This window comes from Pseudomonas sp. HS-18 (genome assembly GCF_020401845.1).
Lineage (GTDB): Bacteria > Pseudomonadota > Gammaproteobacteria > Pseudomonadales > Pseudomonadaceae > Pseudomonas > Pseudomonas nitroreducens.
Genome location: NZ_CP084413.1, coordinates 2,641,540 through 2,657,932 on the forward strand (window position 1 = coordinate 2,641,540; position 16,393 = coordinate 2,657,932).

13 protein-coding genes are annotated in these 16,393 nt (G+C 66.6%); 8 read left to right on the plus strand and 5 right to left on the minus strand.

From position 1 onward, the window contains the following. Nucleotides 1–10 precede the first annotated feature (10 nt). The 3 genes from LDJ84_RS12410 to LDJ84_RS12420 all read right to left on the minus strand — a co-directional run bounded on the left by LDJ84_RS12410 (nucleotide 11) and on the right by LDJ84_RS12420 (nucleotide 3,417). On the minus strand, nucleotides 11–1,618 hold the full coding sequence (locus tag LDJ84_RS12410; RefSeq protein WP_084359757.1) for a carboxyl transferase domain-containing protein: 1,608 nt from the start codon (nucleotides 1,616–1,618) through the stop codon (nucleotides 11–13). A 174-nt stretch (nucleotides 1,619–1,792) separates the two neighbouring features. After that, entirely contained in the window at nucleotides 1,793–2,956 is a 1,164-nt protein-coding gene (locus LDJ84_RS12415; protein WP_024765596.1) for an isovaleryl-CoA dehydrogenase, read from the minus strand. A gap of 56 nt (nucleotides 2,957–3,012) precedes the next feature. Beyond that, nucleotides 3,013–3,417 carry a MerR family transcriptional regulator gene (locus LDJ84_RS12420; protein ID WP_024765595.1) on the minus strand — a complete coding sequence of 135 codons (405 nt, stop codon included), beginning with the start codon at nucleotides 3,415–3,417 and terminating at the stop codon, nucleotides 3,013–3,015. Between the two features lie 241 nt (nucleotides 3,418–3,658). Here LDJ84_RS12420 and LDJ84_RS12425 point away from each other — a divergent pair, with 241 nt between their 5' ends. The 5 genes from LDJ84_RS12425 (at nucleotide 3,659) to LDJ84_RS12445 (ending at nucleotide 10,133) form a co-directional block, all read left to right on the plus strand. Beyond that, entirely contained in the window at nucleotides 3,659–5,557 is a 1,899-nt protein-coding gene (locus tag LDJ84_RS12425) for a sigma-54-dependent Fis family transcriptional regulator (RefSeq protein ID WP_084359756.1), read from the plus strand. Further along, entirely contained in the window at nucleotides 5,557–7,284 is a 1,728-nt protein-coding gene (locus LDJ84_RS12430) for an ABC transporter ATP-binding protein (protein WP_226046399.1), read from the plus strand. The genes LDJ84_RS12425 and LDJ84_RS12430 overlap by 1 nt, the downstream gene beginning before the upstream one ends. Continuing rightward, nucleotides 7,274–7,945: a S8 family serine peptidase gene (locus tag LDJ84_RS12435; RefSeq protein ID WP_226046400.1), complete on the plus strand. Its 672-nt coding sequence runs from the start codon at nucleotides 7,274–7,276 to the stop codon at nucleotides 7,943–7,945. Before LDJ84_RS12430 ends, LDJ84_RS12435 begins: the two co-directional genes overlap by 11 nt. Before the next feature lie 280 nt (nucleotides 7,946–8,225). Then, nucleotides 8,226–9,542: an NAD(P)/FAD-dependent oxidoreductase gene (locus LDJ84_RS12440; RefSeq protein ID WP_024765592.1), complete on the plus strand. Its 1,317-nt coding sequence runs from the start codon at nucleotides 8,226–8,228 to the stop codon at nucleotides 9,540–9,542. Nucleotides 9,543–9,605: 63 nt separating this feature from the next. Beyond that, nucleotides 9,606–10,133, plus strand: a complete 528-nt coding sequence (locus LDJ84_RS12445; RefSeq protein WP_038803153.1) for a DUF3828 domain-containing protein — start codon at nucleotides 9,606–9,608, stop codon at nucleotides 10,131–10,133. 249 nt (nucleotides 10,134–10,382) lie between these two features. Here LDJ84_RS12445 and LDJ84_RS12450 read toward each other — a convergent pair whose 3' ends face one another. Beyond that, nucleotides 10,383–11,768, minus strand: a complete 1,386-nt coding sequence (locus tag LDJ84_RS12450; protein WP_024765590.1) for an NAD-dependent succinate-semialdehyde dehydrogenase — start codon at nucleotides 11,766–11,768, stop codon at nucleotides 10,383–10,385. A 132-nt stretch (nucleotides 11,769–11,900) separates the two neighbouring features. Between LDJ84_RS12450 and ptrR the strand changes: the two genes are divergently transcribed. From ptrR to LDJ84_RS12465, 3 genes are all read left to right on the plus strand, one after another. Next, nucleotides 11,901–12,779, plus strand: coding sequence for a putrescine utilization regulator PtrR (gene ptrR / locus LDJ84_RS12455; RefSeq protein ID WP_024765589.1), 879 nt, complete (start codon nucleotides 11,901–11,903; stop codon nucleotides 12,777–12,779). A gap of 223 nt (nucleotides 12,780–13,002) precedes the next feature. Then, nucleotides 13,003–13,989, plus strand: coding sequence for a hypothetical protein (locus LDJ84_RS12460; protein ID WP_024765588.1), 987 nt, complete (start codon nucleotides 13,003–13,005; stop codon nucleotides 13,987–13,989). After that, nucleotides 13,986–14,795: an N-acetylmuramoyl-L-alanine amidase gene (locus tag LDJ84_RS12465; protein ID WP_226046401.1), complete on the plus strand. Its 810-nt coding sequence runs from the start codon at nucleotides 13,986–13,988 to the stop codon at nucleotides 14,793–14,795. Before LDJ84_RS12460 ends, LDJ84_RS12465 begins: the two co-directional genes overlap by 4 nt. A 49-nt stretch (nucleotides 14,796–14,844) precedes the next feature. On the opposite strand, the gene LDJ84_RS12470 is transcribed toward LDJ84_RS12465, so the two are convergent. Further along, a complete protein-coding gene (locus LDJ84_RS12470) occupies nucleotides 14,845–16,392 on the minus strand; it encodes a nucleobase:cation symporter-2 family protein (protein WP_024765586.1) in 1,548 nt (515 codons plus the stop codon). Nucleotide 16,393: the final 1 nt, after the last annotated feature.

The following is a 16,393-nucleotide window of genomic DNA, read 5'->3' on the forward strand; positions in this document are numbered from 1 at the left end:
GGCTGCGGCCTTACATGCGGAAGACGCCGAAGCGGGTTGCTTCGACAGGCGCGTTGAGCGAGGCGGAGAGGGCGAGGCCGAGCACGTCGCGGGTCTGCGCCGGGTCGATCACGCCGTCGTCCCACAGGCGGGCGCTGGAATAGTAGGGATGGCCCTGGCGCTCGTACTGCTCGAGGATCGGTGCCTTGATCTTTGCCTCGTCTTCGGCGGACAGCGCAGAGCCTGCGCGTTCGGCCTGCTCGCGCTTGACCTGGGCCAGCACGCCGGCAGCCTGTTCGCCGCCCATCACGCCGATCCGCGCGTTGGGCCACATCCACAGGAAGCGCGGGTCGTAGGCGCGGCCGCACATGCCGTAGTTACCGGCGCCGAAGCTGCCGCCGATGATCACGGTGAACTTCGGCACCTGGGCGCAGGCCACGGCGGTGACCAGCTTGGCGCCGTGCTTGGCGATGCCGCCGGCCTCGTACTTCTGGCCGACCATGAAGCCGGTGATGTTCTGCAGGAACACCAGCGGGATGCCGCGCTGGCAGGCCAGTTCGATGAAGTGCGCGCCTTTCTGCGCGGCCTCGGCGAAGAGGATGCCGTTGTTGGCGAGAATCGCCACCGGGTAGCCGTGCAGGTGGGCGAAGCCGCACACCAGGGTGGTGCCGAACAGCGCCTTGAACTCGTCGAATTCGCTGCCGTCGACCAGGCGGGCGATGATCTCGCGCACGTCGAAGGGCTGCTTGCTGTCCACCGGAATGACCCCGTACAGCTCGTCGGCGGCGTACAGCGGCGCGCGCGGGGCGCGGGTGTTGAGCTGGCCCTGCTTGGTCCAGTTGAGGTTGGCGATGCAGCGGCGGGCGATGGCCAGCGCGTGCTCGTCGTCCTCGGCGTAATGGTCGGCCACGCCGGAGGTCTTGCAGTGCACGTCGGCGCCGCCCAGGTCCTCGGCGCTCACCACTTCACCGGTGGCGGCCTTCACCAGCGGCGGGCCGGCGAGGAAGATGGTGGCCTGGTTGCGCACCATGATGGTCTCGTCGCTCATCGCCGGCACGTAGGCGCCGCCGGCGGTGCAGGAGCCCATCACCACGGCGATCTGCGGGATGCCCTGGGCGCTCATGTTGGCCTGGTTGAAGAAGATGCGGCCGAAGTGCTCGCGGTCGGGGAAGACTTCGTCCTGGCGCGGCAGGTTGGCGCCGCCAGAGTCCACCAGGTAGATGCACGGCAGGCGGTTCTGCTGGGCGATGGTCTGGGCGCGCAGGTGCTTCTTCACGGTCAGCGGGTAGTAGCTGCCACCTTTTACCGTGGCGTCGTTGCCGACGATCATGCATTCCACGCCTTCCACGCGGCCGATGCCGGCGACCACGCCGGCGGCGGCGACGTCTTCGCCGTACACCTCATGGGCGGCGAGGGCGGAGACTTCGAGGAAAGGGGAGCCGGCGTCGAGCAGGCGGTTGATGCGCTCGCGCACCAGCAGCTTGCCGCGCGCAGTGTGCTTGGCCTGGGCGGCGGCGCCGCCGCCTTCATGGACGCGGCCGAGGACGGCGCGCAGGTCCTGGACGTTCTCCAGCATGGTCGCGGCGTTGGCGGCGAAGTCGGGGGAACGCGGGTTGATCTGGGTGTGCAGGATGGCCATGGGGGCTCCATCAGGTTGAGCTCGGTGCGGGGGCTTTTCTCTCACCCCGACCCTGGCTGCGCGCCCCGCTCCTGAGGGAGAGGGGGCGCAATCGGAACGCTGAAGGTTCAGCCGGCACCGCTCAGTTCCCTAACCCTCCGGGAGAGGGTTAGGGTGAGGGTGCTCTCAGGCTGCTCAGCGGGTCTCGTTGAACAGCTCGCGGCCGATCAGCATGCGGCGGATTTCGCTGGTGCCGGCGCCGATCTCGTAGAGCTTGGCGTCGCGCAGCAGGCGGCCGGTGGGGAACTCGTTGATGTAGCCGTTGCCGCCAAGTATCTGGATGGCGTCCAGGGCCATCTGGGTCGCGCGCTCGGCGGTGTAGAGGATCACCCCGGCGGCGTCCTTGCGGGTGGTTTCGCCACGGTCGCAGGCCTGGGCCACGGCATAGAGATAGGCGCGGCTGGCGTTGAGCTGGGTGTACATGTCGGCGACCTTGCCCTGGATCAGCTGGAACTCGCCGATGCTCTGGCCGAACTGCTTGCGGTCGTGGATGTAGGGAACGATCACGTCCATGCACGCCTGCATGATGCCGATCGGGCCGCCGGCAAGAACCACGCGCTCGTAGTCCAGGCCGCTCATCAGCACCTTTACGCCGCCGTTGACTGCGCCCAGCACGTTCTCTTCCGGCACTTCCACATCATCGAAGAACAGCTCGCAGGTGTTCGAGCCGCGCATGCCCAGCTTGTCGAACTTGCTGCCACGGCTGAAGCCTTTCCAGTCGCGCTCGACGATGAACGCGGTGATGCCGTGGGCGCCTTTTTCCGGTTCGGTCTTGGCGTAGATCACATAGGTGTTGGCATCCGGGCCATTGGTGATCCAGGTCTTGCTGCCGTTCAAGACGAAGCGGTCGCCGCGCTTCTCGGCGCGCAGCTTCATCGATACCACGTCGGAGCCGGCGTTGGGCTCGCTCATGGCCAGGGCGCCGATGTGCTCGCCGCTGATCAGTTTGGGCAGGTACTTAGCCTTCTGCTCGGCGTTGCCGTTGCGCTTGATCTGGTTGACGCACAGGTTGGAATGCGCCCCGTAGGACAGGCCGACCGACGCCGAGCCACGGCTGATTTCCTCGATGGCGATGACGTGGGCCAGGTAACCCATGTTGGCGCCGCCGTATTCCTCCGCCACGGTGATGCCGAGCAGGCCCATGTCGCCGAACTTCTTCCACATGTCCATGGGGAACAGGTTGTCGGCGTCGATCTGCGCGGCGCGCGGGGCCAGTTCGCTGGCGACGAAGCCCTGCACCTGCTCGCGCAGCATGTCGATGGTTTCGCCGAGGCCGAAGTTGAGGGAGGGGTAGCTCATGGAATCACCTGTACTTGTATTTATATGCGGATGAGAGAGCGGGCAGGGCGGCGAGATCAGCTCGTGGCGCGCTGCTTGCGGGGTTTGTCGGTCTCGGCCATGGCCGCCAGGCAGCGCTCCTCGGCCGTGTCCAGTTCCAGTTTCATCTGCTCGATGTCGAGCAACTGTTGCTCAAGCTGCGCGCGGCGCGCGGTGATCTTGTCGAGGAAGGTCTGCAGCTGCCTGGTGTTGCCGCTGCTGGGGTCGTAGAGGTCGATCAGCTCCTTGCACTCGGCCAGCGAGAAGCCGATGCGCTTGCCGCGCAGGATCAGCTTCAGGGCTACCAGGTCCTTGGCGCTGTAGATGCGCTCCTGGCCACGGCGCTCGGGGCTGAGCATGCCTTGCTCCTCGTAGAAGCGGATGGCGCGGGTGGTGACGTCCAGTTCGCGGGCCAGCTCGGAGATGGTGTAGGTCGTGGGCATGGGAATCTTCTTGCTCGGTCGTTTACCTTTACGTTAACGTAAACCTGCCTTGGGTCACTGTCAACACACCTCGCAGGTGGCGTAGGAAAGGTGGATGGCGCGGGAATTGCCTCGTGGTCGCCTCTAACCTTTCCCACCAGGGGCTTCCCCTTTACGGACGCCGCCGGCGGGTGTACACAGCCCTGACCAGCCTGCGAGTTCCGTGCCCTGAAAGAGGGCGCGGAACCTACCGGAGCGATGCATGACGACAAGAACAATAAGCAGCAACCTGTTGCGCGAAGCCCACCTTGCCCGTGAACACCTGCAGCAGGAGGGCGAAGTGCCCAGCGGCGTGCTCCGCGAGGAAATCGACGCCTCCTGGCGACGCAGCCTCGGCCACGGCCTGGACTGCGCCAGCGGCACCGAGCACGGCCTCGACACGCGGGTGAAGCCCGACGTGCTGCTGGCCGGCAATCGCCTACTGCTCGACGCCGCCACGCCCGAGCTCGACTACCTGCAGCAGCGCCAGGGCCACGATGGCGTGATCATCCTGGCCAACGCCGACGCCACCATCCTGTCCGTCGAAGGCGCGCGCGAGCGCATGCAGAGCAAGGGCCTGGCCGATATCGTCCAGGGCGCCTGCTGGAGTGAAGCTTCCCGCGGCACCAACGCCCTGGGCACCGCGCTGGTGGAAAAGCGCGCCACGCAGATCGACTGCGGCGAACACTTCCTCGACCGCCTGAGCCGCTTCTCCTGCACCTCGGTGCCCATCGAGGGGCCGCAAGGCACGTTGCTCGGTGTGCTCGACATGACCCGCGAAGGGCCGCTTTCCGGTCCGCGGGAAAGCCTCTCGCTGCTCAGCCTCGCGGTGTTCCAGATCGAGGCGCGGCTGTTCGCTGTCAGCCATCCGGGACAGGTGGTGATCGCCTTCCATTACCGCCGCCAGTACCTCGATTCCGCCTGGCAGGGCCTGCTGGCGCTGGGGCTGGACGGCAAGGTGCTGGCCGTCAGCGGCCAGGCCTGCCAGTTGCTCGGCGCCAACCGCGAAGCCCTCGTCGGCCGGCGCAGTGAAGATTTCCTCGGCGTGCGCGGTGAGCAGCTCATCGCGCGGCTATACCAGGGCGGCGTGGGCAGCCTGCAGACGCCCAAGGGCGAGCTGTTCTACAAGACCCTGCAAGCGCCGCTGCGCAGCCATGCGGTGCCGGTCAGTACGCGTGCACCGCGCCCGGCGGCCGGCCCCGAACTCGAAGCTCTGGCCGGCAATCACCCCCGCTACGCCCGTGCCCTGCGCATGGCGCGCCAGGGGTTGGTGAACGAACTGCCCGTGCTGCTGCTGGGCGAAACCGGCAGCGGCAAGGAAGTGGTGGCCCGTGCCCTGCACCAGGCCAGCGCGCGCAGCGACAAGCCCTTCGTCGCGGTGAACTGCGCGGCGATTCCCGAGGGCCTGATCGAGTCCGAACTCTTTGGCTACCGCGACGGCGCCTTTACCGGCTCTCGGCGCGGCGGCATGGTCGGACGGCTGCAGCAGGCCCACGGCGGCACGCTGTTCCTCGATGAAATCGGCGATATGCCCCTGGCCCTGCAGGCGCGGCTGTTGCGCGTACTGCAGGAGCGCAAGGTGGCGCCGCTGGGCGCCGGCGAAGAGCAGGACATCGACGTCGCACTGATCTGCGCCACCCACCGCGACCTCAAGCGCCTGGTGGAGGAAAAGCACTTCCGCGAGGACCTCTACTACCGCGTCAACGGCATCAGCGTGAAGCTGCCGGCGCTGCGCGAACGCGACGACCTCGCCGAGCTCGCCAGAGGTCTACTGGCACGCCTGGGCGCACCCAAGGTGAAACTTTCAGCCGAACTGCTCGGCCTGCTGCGCGAATACCATTGGCCGGGCAACATCCGCCAGCTGGAGATGGTCCTGCGCACCGCGCTGGCCATGCGCGAGGAGGGCGAGGAGGAACTTGGCCTCGACCATCTGCCCGACAGCACTCTCGACGAACTCGCCGCCGGCGAGCGGCCGCAGAGCGGCAGCATCCGCGAGAACGAACTGGAGTTGATCCGCCAGGCGCTGGAGCGCCACCAGGGCAACGTTTCCGCCGCTGCCGATGCGCTGGGCATCAGCCGCGCCACGCTGTACCGCAAGCTCAAGCAACTCAAGGTGGGCTGATGTTCTTCACCCGCCTGATCGAGAGCGACGATCCGCAGGCGCTCAAGGCTTCGCTGCGTTGGCTGTACGGCTTCGTGAGGCCGCACAAGGCGGCCATCGCCGGCCTGCTCGGGTTGTCGTTCTGCGCATCCCTGCTGGTGCTGGCGCAGCCCTGGCTGACCAAGACGCTGATCGACGACGGCCTGCTGGCGAAGGACTTCCCGGTGCTGGTGACGGTGGCGGTGGCGATGATCATCGTCGGCCTGGCGGGTACGGCGTTGTCCGGCCTTAACCGCTACCTGCACACGCGGCTGTCCGGGCGCATCCTGTTCGCCTTGCGCGATGCGTTGTACCGCCACCTGCAGACGCTTTCGCCGAGCTTCTTCGGCCGCCGTCGCATCGGCGACCTGATGTCCCGGCTGGATGGCGATGTCGCGGAAATCCAGCGCTTCGCCGTGGACTCGCTGTTCTCCGCGGTTTCCAGCGTGATCGGCCTGGTTGGCGCGCTGGTGCTGTTGCTGACCCTGTCGTGGAAACTGTCGCTGCTGGTGGCGCTGCTGATTCCGCTGGACGTGCTCTGGCTGCGCTGGATGCGGCGCAAGGTCGAGCGCGAGGCGCGCGGTTTGCGCGAGCGTTCGGCGGACCTTTCGTCGTTCTTCGTCGAGACCCTGCCGGCAATGAAGTTCATCCAGTCCGCCGGCCAGCAGAACCGCGAAGCCGGGCGCCTGGAAGGCCTGGGGCAGGGCTATCTGGGCCAGCTGCTGCGCCTGCAGCTCACCGAGTTCTTCACCCAGGCCGTGCCGGGCACGCTGATGTCGCTGTCCCGCGCCTGCGCCTTCCTGGTCGGTGGCTACTGGGTGGTGCAGGGCACCTGGCAACTGGGTTCGCTGATCGCCTTTTCCACGTACCTGGGCATGGCCATCGGGCCGGTGCAGAGCCTGCTCGGCCTGTATGTCGCGTTGCAGCGCATGACGGTCAGCCTTGGCCGGGTGATGGAACTGCGCGGCGAGGAAGCCAGCATCGTTTCACCGGTCACTCCACGGGCCATGCCTGCGATTGGCGAGCTGCGCCTGGAGAACCTGAGCTACGCCTGGCCGGGCCGTGCGCAAGCCGTTTTGCTGGACGTACAGGCGGTGATTCCTGCCGGCCTGAAAGTCGCGCTGAGCGGCCCATCAGGCGTCGGCAAGAGCACTTTGATCGACTTGCTGCAACGCTTCTACGACCCCGACAAGGGGCGCATCCTGCTGGACGGCGTGGACCTGCGCGAACTCGACCTGCAAGCCCTGCGCCGGCGCGTGGCGGTGGTCAGTCAGGACATCGTGCTGTTCCGCGGCAGCCTCGCCGACAACCTGGCCTACAGCGCACCCGAGTCGAGCCGCGAGGCCATCGAGAAGGCCGCTCGCGCCGCGCAGCTGGACAGCCTGATCGCCAGCCTGCCCGAAGGCCTCGACAGCCCGCTGGGCGAGCGCGGCCAGCAGCTGTCCGGTGGGCAGAAGCAACGCATCGCCATTGCCCGCGCGCTGCTGCAGGACCCGCTGATCCTGGTGCTGGACGAGGCCACTTCGCAAGTGGACGAGAGCACCGAACGCGAGGTGATCGCGGCCATCGACCAGTTGTTTGCCGGGCGTACGCGATTGCTGATCAGCCATCGCACCTCGACCCTGGCCGCCGCCGACCTGTATCTGGAATTGCAGGACGGGCAGATGCGCGTGCGCGCAGCGCAGCCGGTGCAGCGACATGAGGCCTGAGCTGCGGGTTGGGGTGGTCGATAGCGGTTTTGCCGAGTCGCAGTCAGCGAGTGTCAGCGCTGCGCGCCGTTTCTTCCTCACCGACACCGGCCATGCTGGAAGCGAACCCCAGGTGGATGCCCTTGGCCACGGAAGCGCTGTCTGCGAAGCCGTCCTTACCCGTGCGCCGGATGCTCGCCTGTCTGTTGCACAGGTCTTCGATGAACGCGGCGTGACCAGCCCGCTGCAGATCGCCGCTGCGCTGCACTGGCTCGGCGAGCAGGGTGTGCGGGTGATCAACCTGAGCCTGGGCGTGCGCCAGGATCGGCCGATCCTGCGTGATGCCGTGGCGGAACTGGTCGAAGCCGGCCTGATCGTTTGCGCGTCCAGCCCGGCGCGGGGGGAAGCGGTGTTTCCGGCAGGTTATCCGGGTGTGATTCGCGTGACGGGTGATGCGCGCTGCGGTGAAGGCGAGTGGTCCTGGCTGGATAGTCCGCAGGCGGATTTTGGCGCGGCGGTGAAGGTCGGCGGGCGTTCCGGGGCGAGCCTGGGGTGTGCGGCTTTTTGCGGGCATCTGGCGGCATTGCTGGTGGAACGACCGGAGCTTTCCAATGTGCAGCTCATTGAGCTGATGCGGGAGCGGGCAGCTTTTCGGGGGATCGAGCGGAAGGTGAGTTTGTGAGTCATGGTCGAGATCTTTCCCCTCACCCCAACCCTCTCCCGGAGGGAGAGGGAGCCGTCCTCTGCAAGCGTTCATTACGCAGACTTTCCCGCGGCCCTCTGCGTGCGAAGAAACTCCCATGCACGCCGATCAGTCCCTACTCCCTCCGGGAGAGAGCCGTCCTCTGCAGGCATTCAGTTCTGAGACTTTGCTGCAGCCCTCGGCGTGAACAGAAATCCCCATGCACGCCGATCAGTCCCCTCTCCCTCTGGGAGAGGGCTAGGGTGAGGGCCTCCGTAGCATGAGTGAACGCCCGATCCTGATTCTTGGCGCCGGCCCCGCCGGAGCCGCCGTCGCCCTCGGCCTGCGCCGTCTCGGTCATCCCGTCACAGTGATCAGCGAATGGCGCCGCTTCGCCGCCGTCGAAGGTGTCTCCCAGCGCGTACTCGAAGGCCTGCGCAATGCCGGCTTGCGGCATGCGCTGGAGTGCGCCGCGCCACCCTCACAGCGTCGCGTGCACTGGAACGGCGTGGAAAGCGCGCAGAACATCGAATGCATCCTCGACCGTCCGCGCTTCGATGCCGGGCTGCGCGAGGACATGACCCAAGCCGGTGTCGAGCTGATCGAAGCGCAGGTGCTGGCAGTGGAGAAAGACGGCGCTGCTTGGCGCGTGACGCTGGATGACGGCCGGGTAGTGCAGGGCGCCTTCCTCGTCGAAGCCCGCGGCCGCCAGGCACCATTGAATCAAAAGGGCCAGAAGGCCCGGCGCGGCCCGGAAACCCTCAGCCTGCTGAATCGCTGGCGGGGCGAGCCCGGTCCTTTGGCGACAGCGGTGGAGAGTCTGCCCGACGGCTGGGCGTGGATGGCGCGGCTGGAGGATGGGCGCTGCTACTGGCAGCTCACTCTGGACGTCGCCAGCAGCCAACTGCCGCCCCGCGAGCAACTGCTGGACTACTGCCGCGAGCGCCGCCGCGCGTCGAGGCTGGTCCGGCAACTTTTCGGGGATGCCGAGGAGCGCGAACTGGACCTGCACGCCCGCAGCAGCACGGCGATCCTCTGCCTGGAGGCTTGCGGCGATAACTGGATTCGCGTGGGCGATGCGGCGATGGCGGTGGACCCGTTGTCGGGCAATGGCATCTTCCAGTCGCTGTCCTCGGCCTTGCAGGCGCCGCTGGTGATCAACACGCTGCTGCGCGCGCCGGAGCGGGCTGAATTGGCCAAGCGCTTCCACCGGCAACGGGTCGAGCAGCTGTTCCTGCGCTTCGCCCGCGTTGGCCGTGACTTTTATGCCAGCGAAGAACAATGGAGTGGCCAGCCGTTCTGGCAGGCTCGCCGCGGGTGGCCGGACGAGCAGCCGAGCCACGTGCCTGCGGATTTCGCCAGCCTGCGCATCGAGCGTGCACCGGTCCTGAAGGGCGAGTTCGTCGATGAGGCGGAAGTGGTGGTCAGCGCCGATCAGCCGCTGGGCATCTGGCACCTCGACGGCCTGGAACTGGCGCCCTGGCTACGGCGGCTGCGCGCGGAGCCGGAAGCCCAGGTGCTGGCGGACCTGCCGCCGGAACGGCGTCGAGCCTTCCAGGGCTGGCTGCTCGCCCAGGGCTATCGCCCGCAGCTTTAACCACTTCACGGATTTTCGAGGCTGCGCCAGGCGATGATGTACGGCTGCCCGATGGAGAATCCCATGGCCTTCCTGCGATCCGCCTTTGCCCTGTCGCTGATCCTGCTGACGCTCTTCGATACCTCGCTCGCGGCTTCGACGTCGGCGGTCGACACCGCCAGCGCGGAACGCTTCCTGCGCCAGTTGTACGCCAGCTATTCGCCGGACGGGCCGGGCGTGCCGAACCCGTCGCTGAAGGAAGAGGACGTCTACGATGCCTCGCTGATCGCCCTGATGAAGGCCGACCAGGACGCCGCCGATGGCGAGCTGGGCTACCTGGGTGGCGACCCGCTATGCGATTGCCAGGACTGGGGCGATATCAAGGTGAAGTCGCTGGAGTTTGCGCCGGTGGACGATGAGCGAATCAAGGCCCGGGTGGTGCTCAAGGATGCACTGACCGGGGAGGACCGCGACCTTGGCCTGCTGTTGCATCGCACGTCAGGCGGCTGGCTCGTCGAGGACTGCTTCAACGAGCAGGGCAGCCTGGCCGAGAATCTCCGGCATAGCACCCGTGAGCTCCTGCAGCTGAAGAAGGGCGCGGCCAAGCCCTGATGCAGAAGCGCCTCAAGTTCTTGTAGGGCGCATAACGCGCAAGCGTTATCCGCCGAAGGATGAGCCGGCGGATAACCTGTTCCAGGTTATGCGCCCTACGGCTTGATGACGGACTTCGGTCCGGTTCGCGAGCAAGAAGTCTGCCCCTGCAAAGGCCCTTCTGCCTTGAACGAAACGCACGGCACATCGCCCATGAAAAAGGCCCCGCTACCGCTTGGCGATAGAGGGGCCTTCTGCTTTCAGAGCGGCTTACTTGCGGTCGATCCAAACGGTCTGCGGGTTGGTGAACTCGCGCAGGCCGAAGTGCGACAGTTCGCGACCGAAGCCGCTTTTCTTCACGCCGCCGATCGGTACGCGCGGATCGGAAGCGGAGAAGCCGTTGATGAACACGCCACCGCTGACCAGGCGACGGGCCATGTGCTGGGCCTTGGCCTTGTCGGCAGTCCAGATCGCGCCGGAGAGGCCGAACTCGCTGTCGTTGGCCAGTTCCAGGGCGTGCTCGGCGTCGCGGGCGACGATCAGCGAGGCGACGGGACCGAAGATTTCCTTCTTGAACGCGGTGTTGCCCGGCTGCACGTTGGCCAGCACGGTCGGCGCGTAGTAGTTGCCTTCGCCGTCGAGCTTGTGGCCGCCCAGCAGCAGGGTGGCGCCGTCGGCGATGGCTTGCTGTACCTGGCCGTCCAGCTCGTCGCGCAGGTCGAAGCGGGCCATGGGGCCGACGAAGGTGTCGTCTGCCAGCGGGTCGCCGATCTTCAGCGCTTTCACCGCAGCCAGCAGCTTCTCGGTGAAGGCCGGGGCGATGGATTCTTCGAGGATCATGCGCTTGGCGGCGATGCACACCTGGCCGCAGTTGCCGAAGCGGCTGGCGACGGCAGCCTTCACGGCGGCGTCGAGGTCGGCGTCGGCGAGCACGATGAAGGCGTCGGAGCCGCCCAGTTCCAGCACGCACTTCTTCAGCGCGGCACCGGCCTGGGAGGCGATGGCGGCGCCCGCGCCGACGCTGCCGGTCACGGCGATGGAGGCGATACGGTCATCGGCGATGGCCTTGGAGACCAGCGGCGGCTCGACGTTCAGCACCTCGAACACGCCTTCCGGCAGGCCGGCCTGCAGCCAGGCGTCGCGCAGCTGATAGGCGCAGCCCATGACGTTGGGCGCGTGCTTGAGCACGTAGGTGTTGCCGCCGAGGATGATGCTGACCGCGCCACGCATGACCTGCCAGGTGGGGAAGTTCCACGGCATCACGGCCAGGACTGGGCCCAGCGGCAGGTAGGAGATGTACGCGCCGTCGATGCTGGTCTTCTCGTCTTCGAGCATGGCCGGGCCGTTGTCGGCGTACCACTCGCAGAGATTGGCGCACTTGTTGATCTCGCCACGGGCCTGGGTGACCGGCATGCCCATTTCCTGCGCTTCCATGCGAGCCATCGGCTCGACGTTGGCGCGCAGCACCTCGGCCATCTTGCGCAGCACGGCGACACGTTCGGCGATGCCGGTGTCGCGCCATTGGCGGAACGCGGCGTCGGTGCGGGCCAGCGCGGTTTCCAGCTGGGCGGCGTCTTCGAAGGTGTAGCGGGCCAGTTCCTGGCCGGTGGCGGGGCTGCGGGAGATGGCAGCGGGGATGGCGGCGATCTGGTTCATGGTGAGTCCTGCTTGTTCTGTAGGAGGCGGTTCGTCCGGTCGCACTGGCTCCGGAATGACGCTGAAATTAAGATGTCGAACCATTCATGTAAAATGAATAATCAAGAAAGACTCTTTCTCCAGGAGAGAATGATGGACCTGACCCAGCTGGAAATCGTCCGCGCCGTCGCCACCGAAGGCAGCATCACCGCCGCTGCGGCCCGTCTGCACCGCGTGCCTTCGAACCTGACCACGCGGATCAAGCAGTTGGAAGCGGAGCTGGGCACCGAGCTGTTCATCCGCGAGAAGCTGCGCCTGCGTCTGTCGCCAACCGGGCGCAGCTTTCTCGACTACGCCGAGCGCATCCTCGATCTGGTGGAGGAAGCCAGGCAGGTCGCGGTGGGCGCCGAGCCGCACGGCGGGTTCTCCCTGGGCTCGATGGAAAGCACGGCGGCGGTGCGCATCCCGGAGATGCTCGCTCGCTATCACCAGAATTGCCCCAAGGTACAGCTGGACCTGTCCACCGGCCCGTCGGGCGAGATGATCGACGGCGTGCTCTCCGGCCGCTTCATCGCCGCCTTCGCCGACGGCCCGGCCAACCACCCGCAACTGGACGGCCAGCCGGTGTACCGAGAAGAGCTGGTGTTGATGAGCGCCAAGCACCATGCGCCGGTGCATGACGCGCGGGACGTGGCGGGGGAGACGGTATTCGCCTTCCGCGATACCTGTTCCTACCGCAAGCGCCTGGAGGGTTGGTTCGCCGAACACCGGGTGGTGCCGGGCAAGATCGTCGAGATGGAGTCCTACCACGGCATGCTCGCCTGCATCGCGGCGGGCGGCGGCGTGGCGATCATCCCGCGGGGGATGTTCGACAGCCTGGCCGGCGGTCGCAACGTGGCGATCCACCGGCTGGCGCCGCAGCATGCCGATGCGACGACCTGGCTGTTCTGGCGGCGCGGCACCGATACGCCGGCGCTGCGGGCCTTTATCGAGCTACTGGACGCGCCGGGCGCGGAAACCGAAGCGGCTTGATTTCAGCGCTGAAACAGCAGCTGTTTCAGCGCTGCAACGTAACGTTGGCAATACGCTCGAATTTATCCGCAAAGCCCCCTTGCAGAGCCTTTGCGCTGCGCTAACGTGAGCTGGACTGTCAGCCGTGCGAATGCGCGGAAGGCGCCCGTGGTTGGAGCATTGGGCGCATGCCGTGGCGCTTCGCGACAGGGATCGTTTCCATCCCTCGTTGCCCGGAGCCACTATGGACACACGCCCCCGGACCCGTCGCGCGAATCGTCTGCAGATATGGACGATGGGCGCTGGCCTGATCTTCCTTTCCCTTCTGCTGGCCTGGCTGCTGGTGTCGTTGTGGCCGCAGCACTACCCGAAGTTCCCGCTGGCCGGTGTCGAAGGCGATGCTGGCGCGCAATGCCTGCTCGGCTGGTGCCCTGGCCCAGATGCCCGGCTGCTGGTAATGGTGATGGTCGCGGGCGGCCTGGGCAGCTTCGTGCATATCGCCAAGTCGTTCGGCGACTTCGTCGGCAACGACCGCTTCATGGCCAGCTGGATCTGGTGGTACATCCTCAAGCCCTTTATCGGCATGATCCTCGCGCTGATGCTCTACCTGGTCATCCGCGGCGGATTCCTCACCGTCGGCACCACGGCGGCTGCCGATGACGGTGTGGTCAACGTCAACCTCTACGGCCTGGTGGGCATGGCATGCCTTGCCGGTATGTTCGCCAAGCAGGCCACCGACAAGCTGGGCGAGCTGTTCGACACCCTGTTCCGTACCCGTGAAAGCGACAAGCGCCGCGACGGTCTGGGCAACCCCGTGCCGACCTTGACCGACGCACAGCCTGGCGCCGTGGATGCCCAGTCCCTCCATGTCTGCCTGCAGGGCGGCGGTTTCGTGCGCGGCGCCGTCGTCCAGGTCAACGGCGTGAGCCGTGAAACCACCGTCAGCGACAGCACTCGCCTGGCGGTGCAGCTGCTGGAGGAGGACCTGCTGACGGGCCGCCAACTGAGCCTGGTGGTAGTCAATCCGCCTCCGGGGGGAGGCGCCTCGGCGCCGCTGATGCTGCCGTTGCTGGAGGCTGCCGCGCCGCCGCTCGCGGCGCCGGTGGGGCTGTCGGCGCCTGGCGTCGTCATGCTGCACCCGGAGGTTGAGATCGACGGTTGCGATTGCCCCATCGAAGAGGAAACCGCGGACGAGGACCTGCCCGCCGCTACCGGAGGAGTCCAAGCATGAACTACGCGTTGACCTGGTTGCCGGACGTGCTCGAAGCCGCCGGCTTGAAAGTCGCCCGTGTGGACGGCTGGAGCAGTCGCGGGGTGGGTGATATGGGGCAGGTGCATGGCGTGATCTGCCATCACACCGCTGGCCCGTTGCGCGGCAATATGCCCAGCCTGAAGACCCTGATCGAGGGGCGCCGTGACCTCAGTGGGCCACTGGCCCAGCTGGGGCTCGGGCGTGACGGCACCTACTACGTGATCGCCGCCGGCCGCTGCAACCATGCCGGCAAGGGAAGCTGGGAAGGCATAAGTTCCGGCAACAGCAGCTTCATCGGCATCGAGGCGGAAAACACCGGGCTCGATGAAGCCTGGAGCGATGTACAGATGGACAGTTACCAGCGCGGTGTCGCGGCCATTCTCAAGCACCTGAGGCAGGACGAACAGGCCTGCGCCGGCCACAAGGAGTACGCCCTGCCGCATGGGCGCAAGAACGATCCGACCTTCGACATGGAGGCATTTCGCACGAGGGTGCGCGAGATACTCGATGGCAAGGCGATCCTGCGTCCGATGATCCCGGCCCTGGAGCCGGATACGGTGCCTGGTCAGTTACCGCGGCCGACCTTGCGGCGCGGTGCGGTAGGTGACCTGGTGCGCCTTGTCCAGCGTGCCTGTGGTGCCGATGAGGACGCCCATTTTGGCGCGAAGACCGAAGCTGCGGTGCGGGAGTTCCAGCGCCACCACGAGCTGGTGGCCGATGGCATAGTGGGGCCGAAGACCTGGCGGCTGATCGATCAGGCCCTGCAGCAGGAACAGGCGCCCTGAATGAAAAAGGCCCCGGAAGGGGCCTTTTTCATGGACGTCTGACCGAGTATCAGGCGCTGCTGTTCACCGTCTCGCGCTTGAGCGGTCTGGTCGCTGGCGCGTGGTGCTCGTCGTGGTCGTGATCGTCGACGATTACCGGTACTTCGTTGCCCTCGGCGTCAAACAGCTTGCCGTTCTGGAAGTAGTCACCCTCGTTCAGCGCGGCGATGTCACGGTAGCGCAGGGTGCGTTCCTCGGCGGCGACGAACACCGACTGCTGGTCCGAGTTGCCGGTCTTGAAGTGGTTGAACAGCAGGTTGAGGCCGATGGCCATGATCGCCGCCGAGCTGATGCCCGAGTGGAAGATGGTGGCGAACCAGCTGGGGAAGTGCTCGTAGAAGCTCGGCGCGGCGATCGGGATCATGCCGAAGCCGATCGAGGTGGCGACGATGATCAGGTTCATGTTGTTGCGGTAGTCGACCTTGGACAGCGTGCGGATGCCGCTCGCCGCCACGGTGCCGAACAGCACCACGCCAGCGCCGCCCAGCACGGAGGAGGGCACCGCGGCGATCACCCGGCCCATCACCGGCAGCAGGCCGAGGGTCACCAGGATCAGGCCGCCGGTGGCTACCACGTAGCGGCTCTTGACGCCGGTCACCGCCACCAGGCCGACGTTCTGGGCGAACGCGCTCTGGGTGAAGGAGCCGAAGATCGGCGCCACTATGCTCGACGCCATGTCGGCGCGCAGGCCGTTGCCCAGACGCTTGGAGTCGACCTTGGTGCCGATGATCTCGCCCACGGCGAGGATGTCCGCCGAGGTCTCCACCAAGGTCACCATGATCACGATCAGCATCGACAGGATCGCGGCGATGTGGAAGGTCGGCATGCCGAAGTGGAAGATCGCCGGGAAGGCCACCATCGGGCCTTCGGCCACGCGGGAAAAGTCGGTCATGCCCAGGGCGGCGGCGATCAGGGTGCCGATCACCATGGCCAGCAGGATCGACAGGCGCGAGATCGACGCGCTGCCCAGTTTGCTCAGCAGCAGGACGATCACCAGGGTGAGCGCGGCCAGGCCGATGTTGGCCATGCTGCCGAAGTCCGGTGCCTTGGGGTTGCCGCCCATGGCCCAGCGCGCGGCCACCGGCATCAGCGTCAGGCCGATGGTGGTGATGACGATGCCGGTCACCAGCGGCGGGAAGAACTTGGTGATGCGCGAGAAGATCGGCGTGATCAGGAAGCCGATGAACGAGGCGGCCATGACTGCGCCGAGCACGGCATTCAGACCGCCGCCCTCATAGCCGCCGCCGAGGATGGCGATCATGGTGGCGACGCCAGCGAAGGATACGCCCTGCACCAGCGGCATCTGTGAGCCGAAGAACGGGATGCCGAGGGTCTGCAGCAGGGTGGCGAGGCCACCGGCGAACAGCGAGGCGGCGATCAGCAGGCCGATTTCGCTGGGGGAGAGCCCGGCCGCCTGGCCGAGGATCAGGGGTACGGCGACGATTCCGCCGTACATGGTCAGAACGTGTTGCAGGCCGTACGCCAGGTTGGCGCCGATTCCGAGGTTCTCGTCTTCCGGGCGTGCGCCGGCGGACGCTACAGCTGAACGATCATTCATG

Bases quoted from the DNA above. Each gene is read 5' to 3' on its own strand.
- LDJ84_RS12410 (WP_084359757.1), bottom strand. From the start codon at position 1,618: ATGGCCATCCTGCACACCCAGATCAACCCGCGTTCCCCCGACTTCGCC.
- LDJ84_RS12415 (WP_024765596.1), bottom strand. From the start codon at position 2,956: ATGAGCTACCCCTCCCTCAACTTCGGCCTCGGCGAAACCATCGACATG.
- LDJ84_RS12420 (WP_024765595.1), bottom strand. From the start codon at position 3,417: ATGCCCACGACCTACACCATCTCCGAGCTGGCCCGCGAACTGGACGTC.
- LDJ84_RS12425 (WP_084359756.1), top strand. From the start codon at position 3,659: ATGACGACAAGAACAATAAGCAGCAACCTGTTGCGCGAAGCCCACCTT.
- LDJ84_RS12430 (WP_226046399.1), top strand. From the start codon at position 5,557: ATGTTCTTCACCCGCCTGATCGAGAGCGACGATCCGCAGGCGCTCAAG.
- LDJ84_RS12435 (WP_226046400.1), top strand. From the start codon at position 7,274: ATGAGGCCTGAGCTGCGGGTTGGGGTGGTCGATAGCGGTTTTGCCGAG.
- LDJ84_RS12440 (WP_024765592.1), top strand. From the start codon at position 8,226: ATGAGTGAACGCCCGATCCTGATTCTTGGCGCCGGCCCCGCCGGAGCC.
- LDJ84_RS12445 (WP_038803153.1), top strand. From the start codon at position 9,606: ATGGCCTTCCTGCGATCCGCCTTTGCCCTGTCGCTGATCCTGCTGACG.
- LDJ84_RS12450 (WP_024765590.1), bottom strand. From the start codon at position 11,768: ATGAACCAGATCGCCGCCATCCCCGCTGCCATCTCCCGCAGCCCCGCC.
- ptrR (WP_024765589.1), top strand. From the start codon at position 11,901: ATGGACCTGACCCAGCTGGAAATCGTCCGCGCCGTCGCCACCGAAGGC.
- LDJ84_RS12460 (WP_024765588.1), top strand. From the start codon at position 13,003: ATGGACACACGCCCCCGGACCCGTCGCGCGAATCGTCTGCAGATATGG.
- LDJ84_RS12465 (WP_226046401.1), top strand. From the start codon at position 13,986: ATGAACTACGCGTTGACCTGGTTGCCGGACGTGCTCGAAGCCGCCGGC.
- LDJ84_RS12470 (WP_024765586.1), bottom strand. From the start codon at position 16,392: ATGAATGATCGTTCAGCTGTAGCGTCCGCCGGCGCACGCCCGGAAGAC.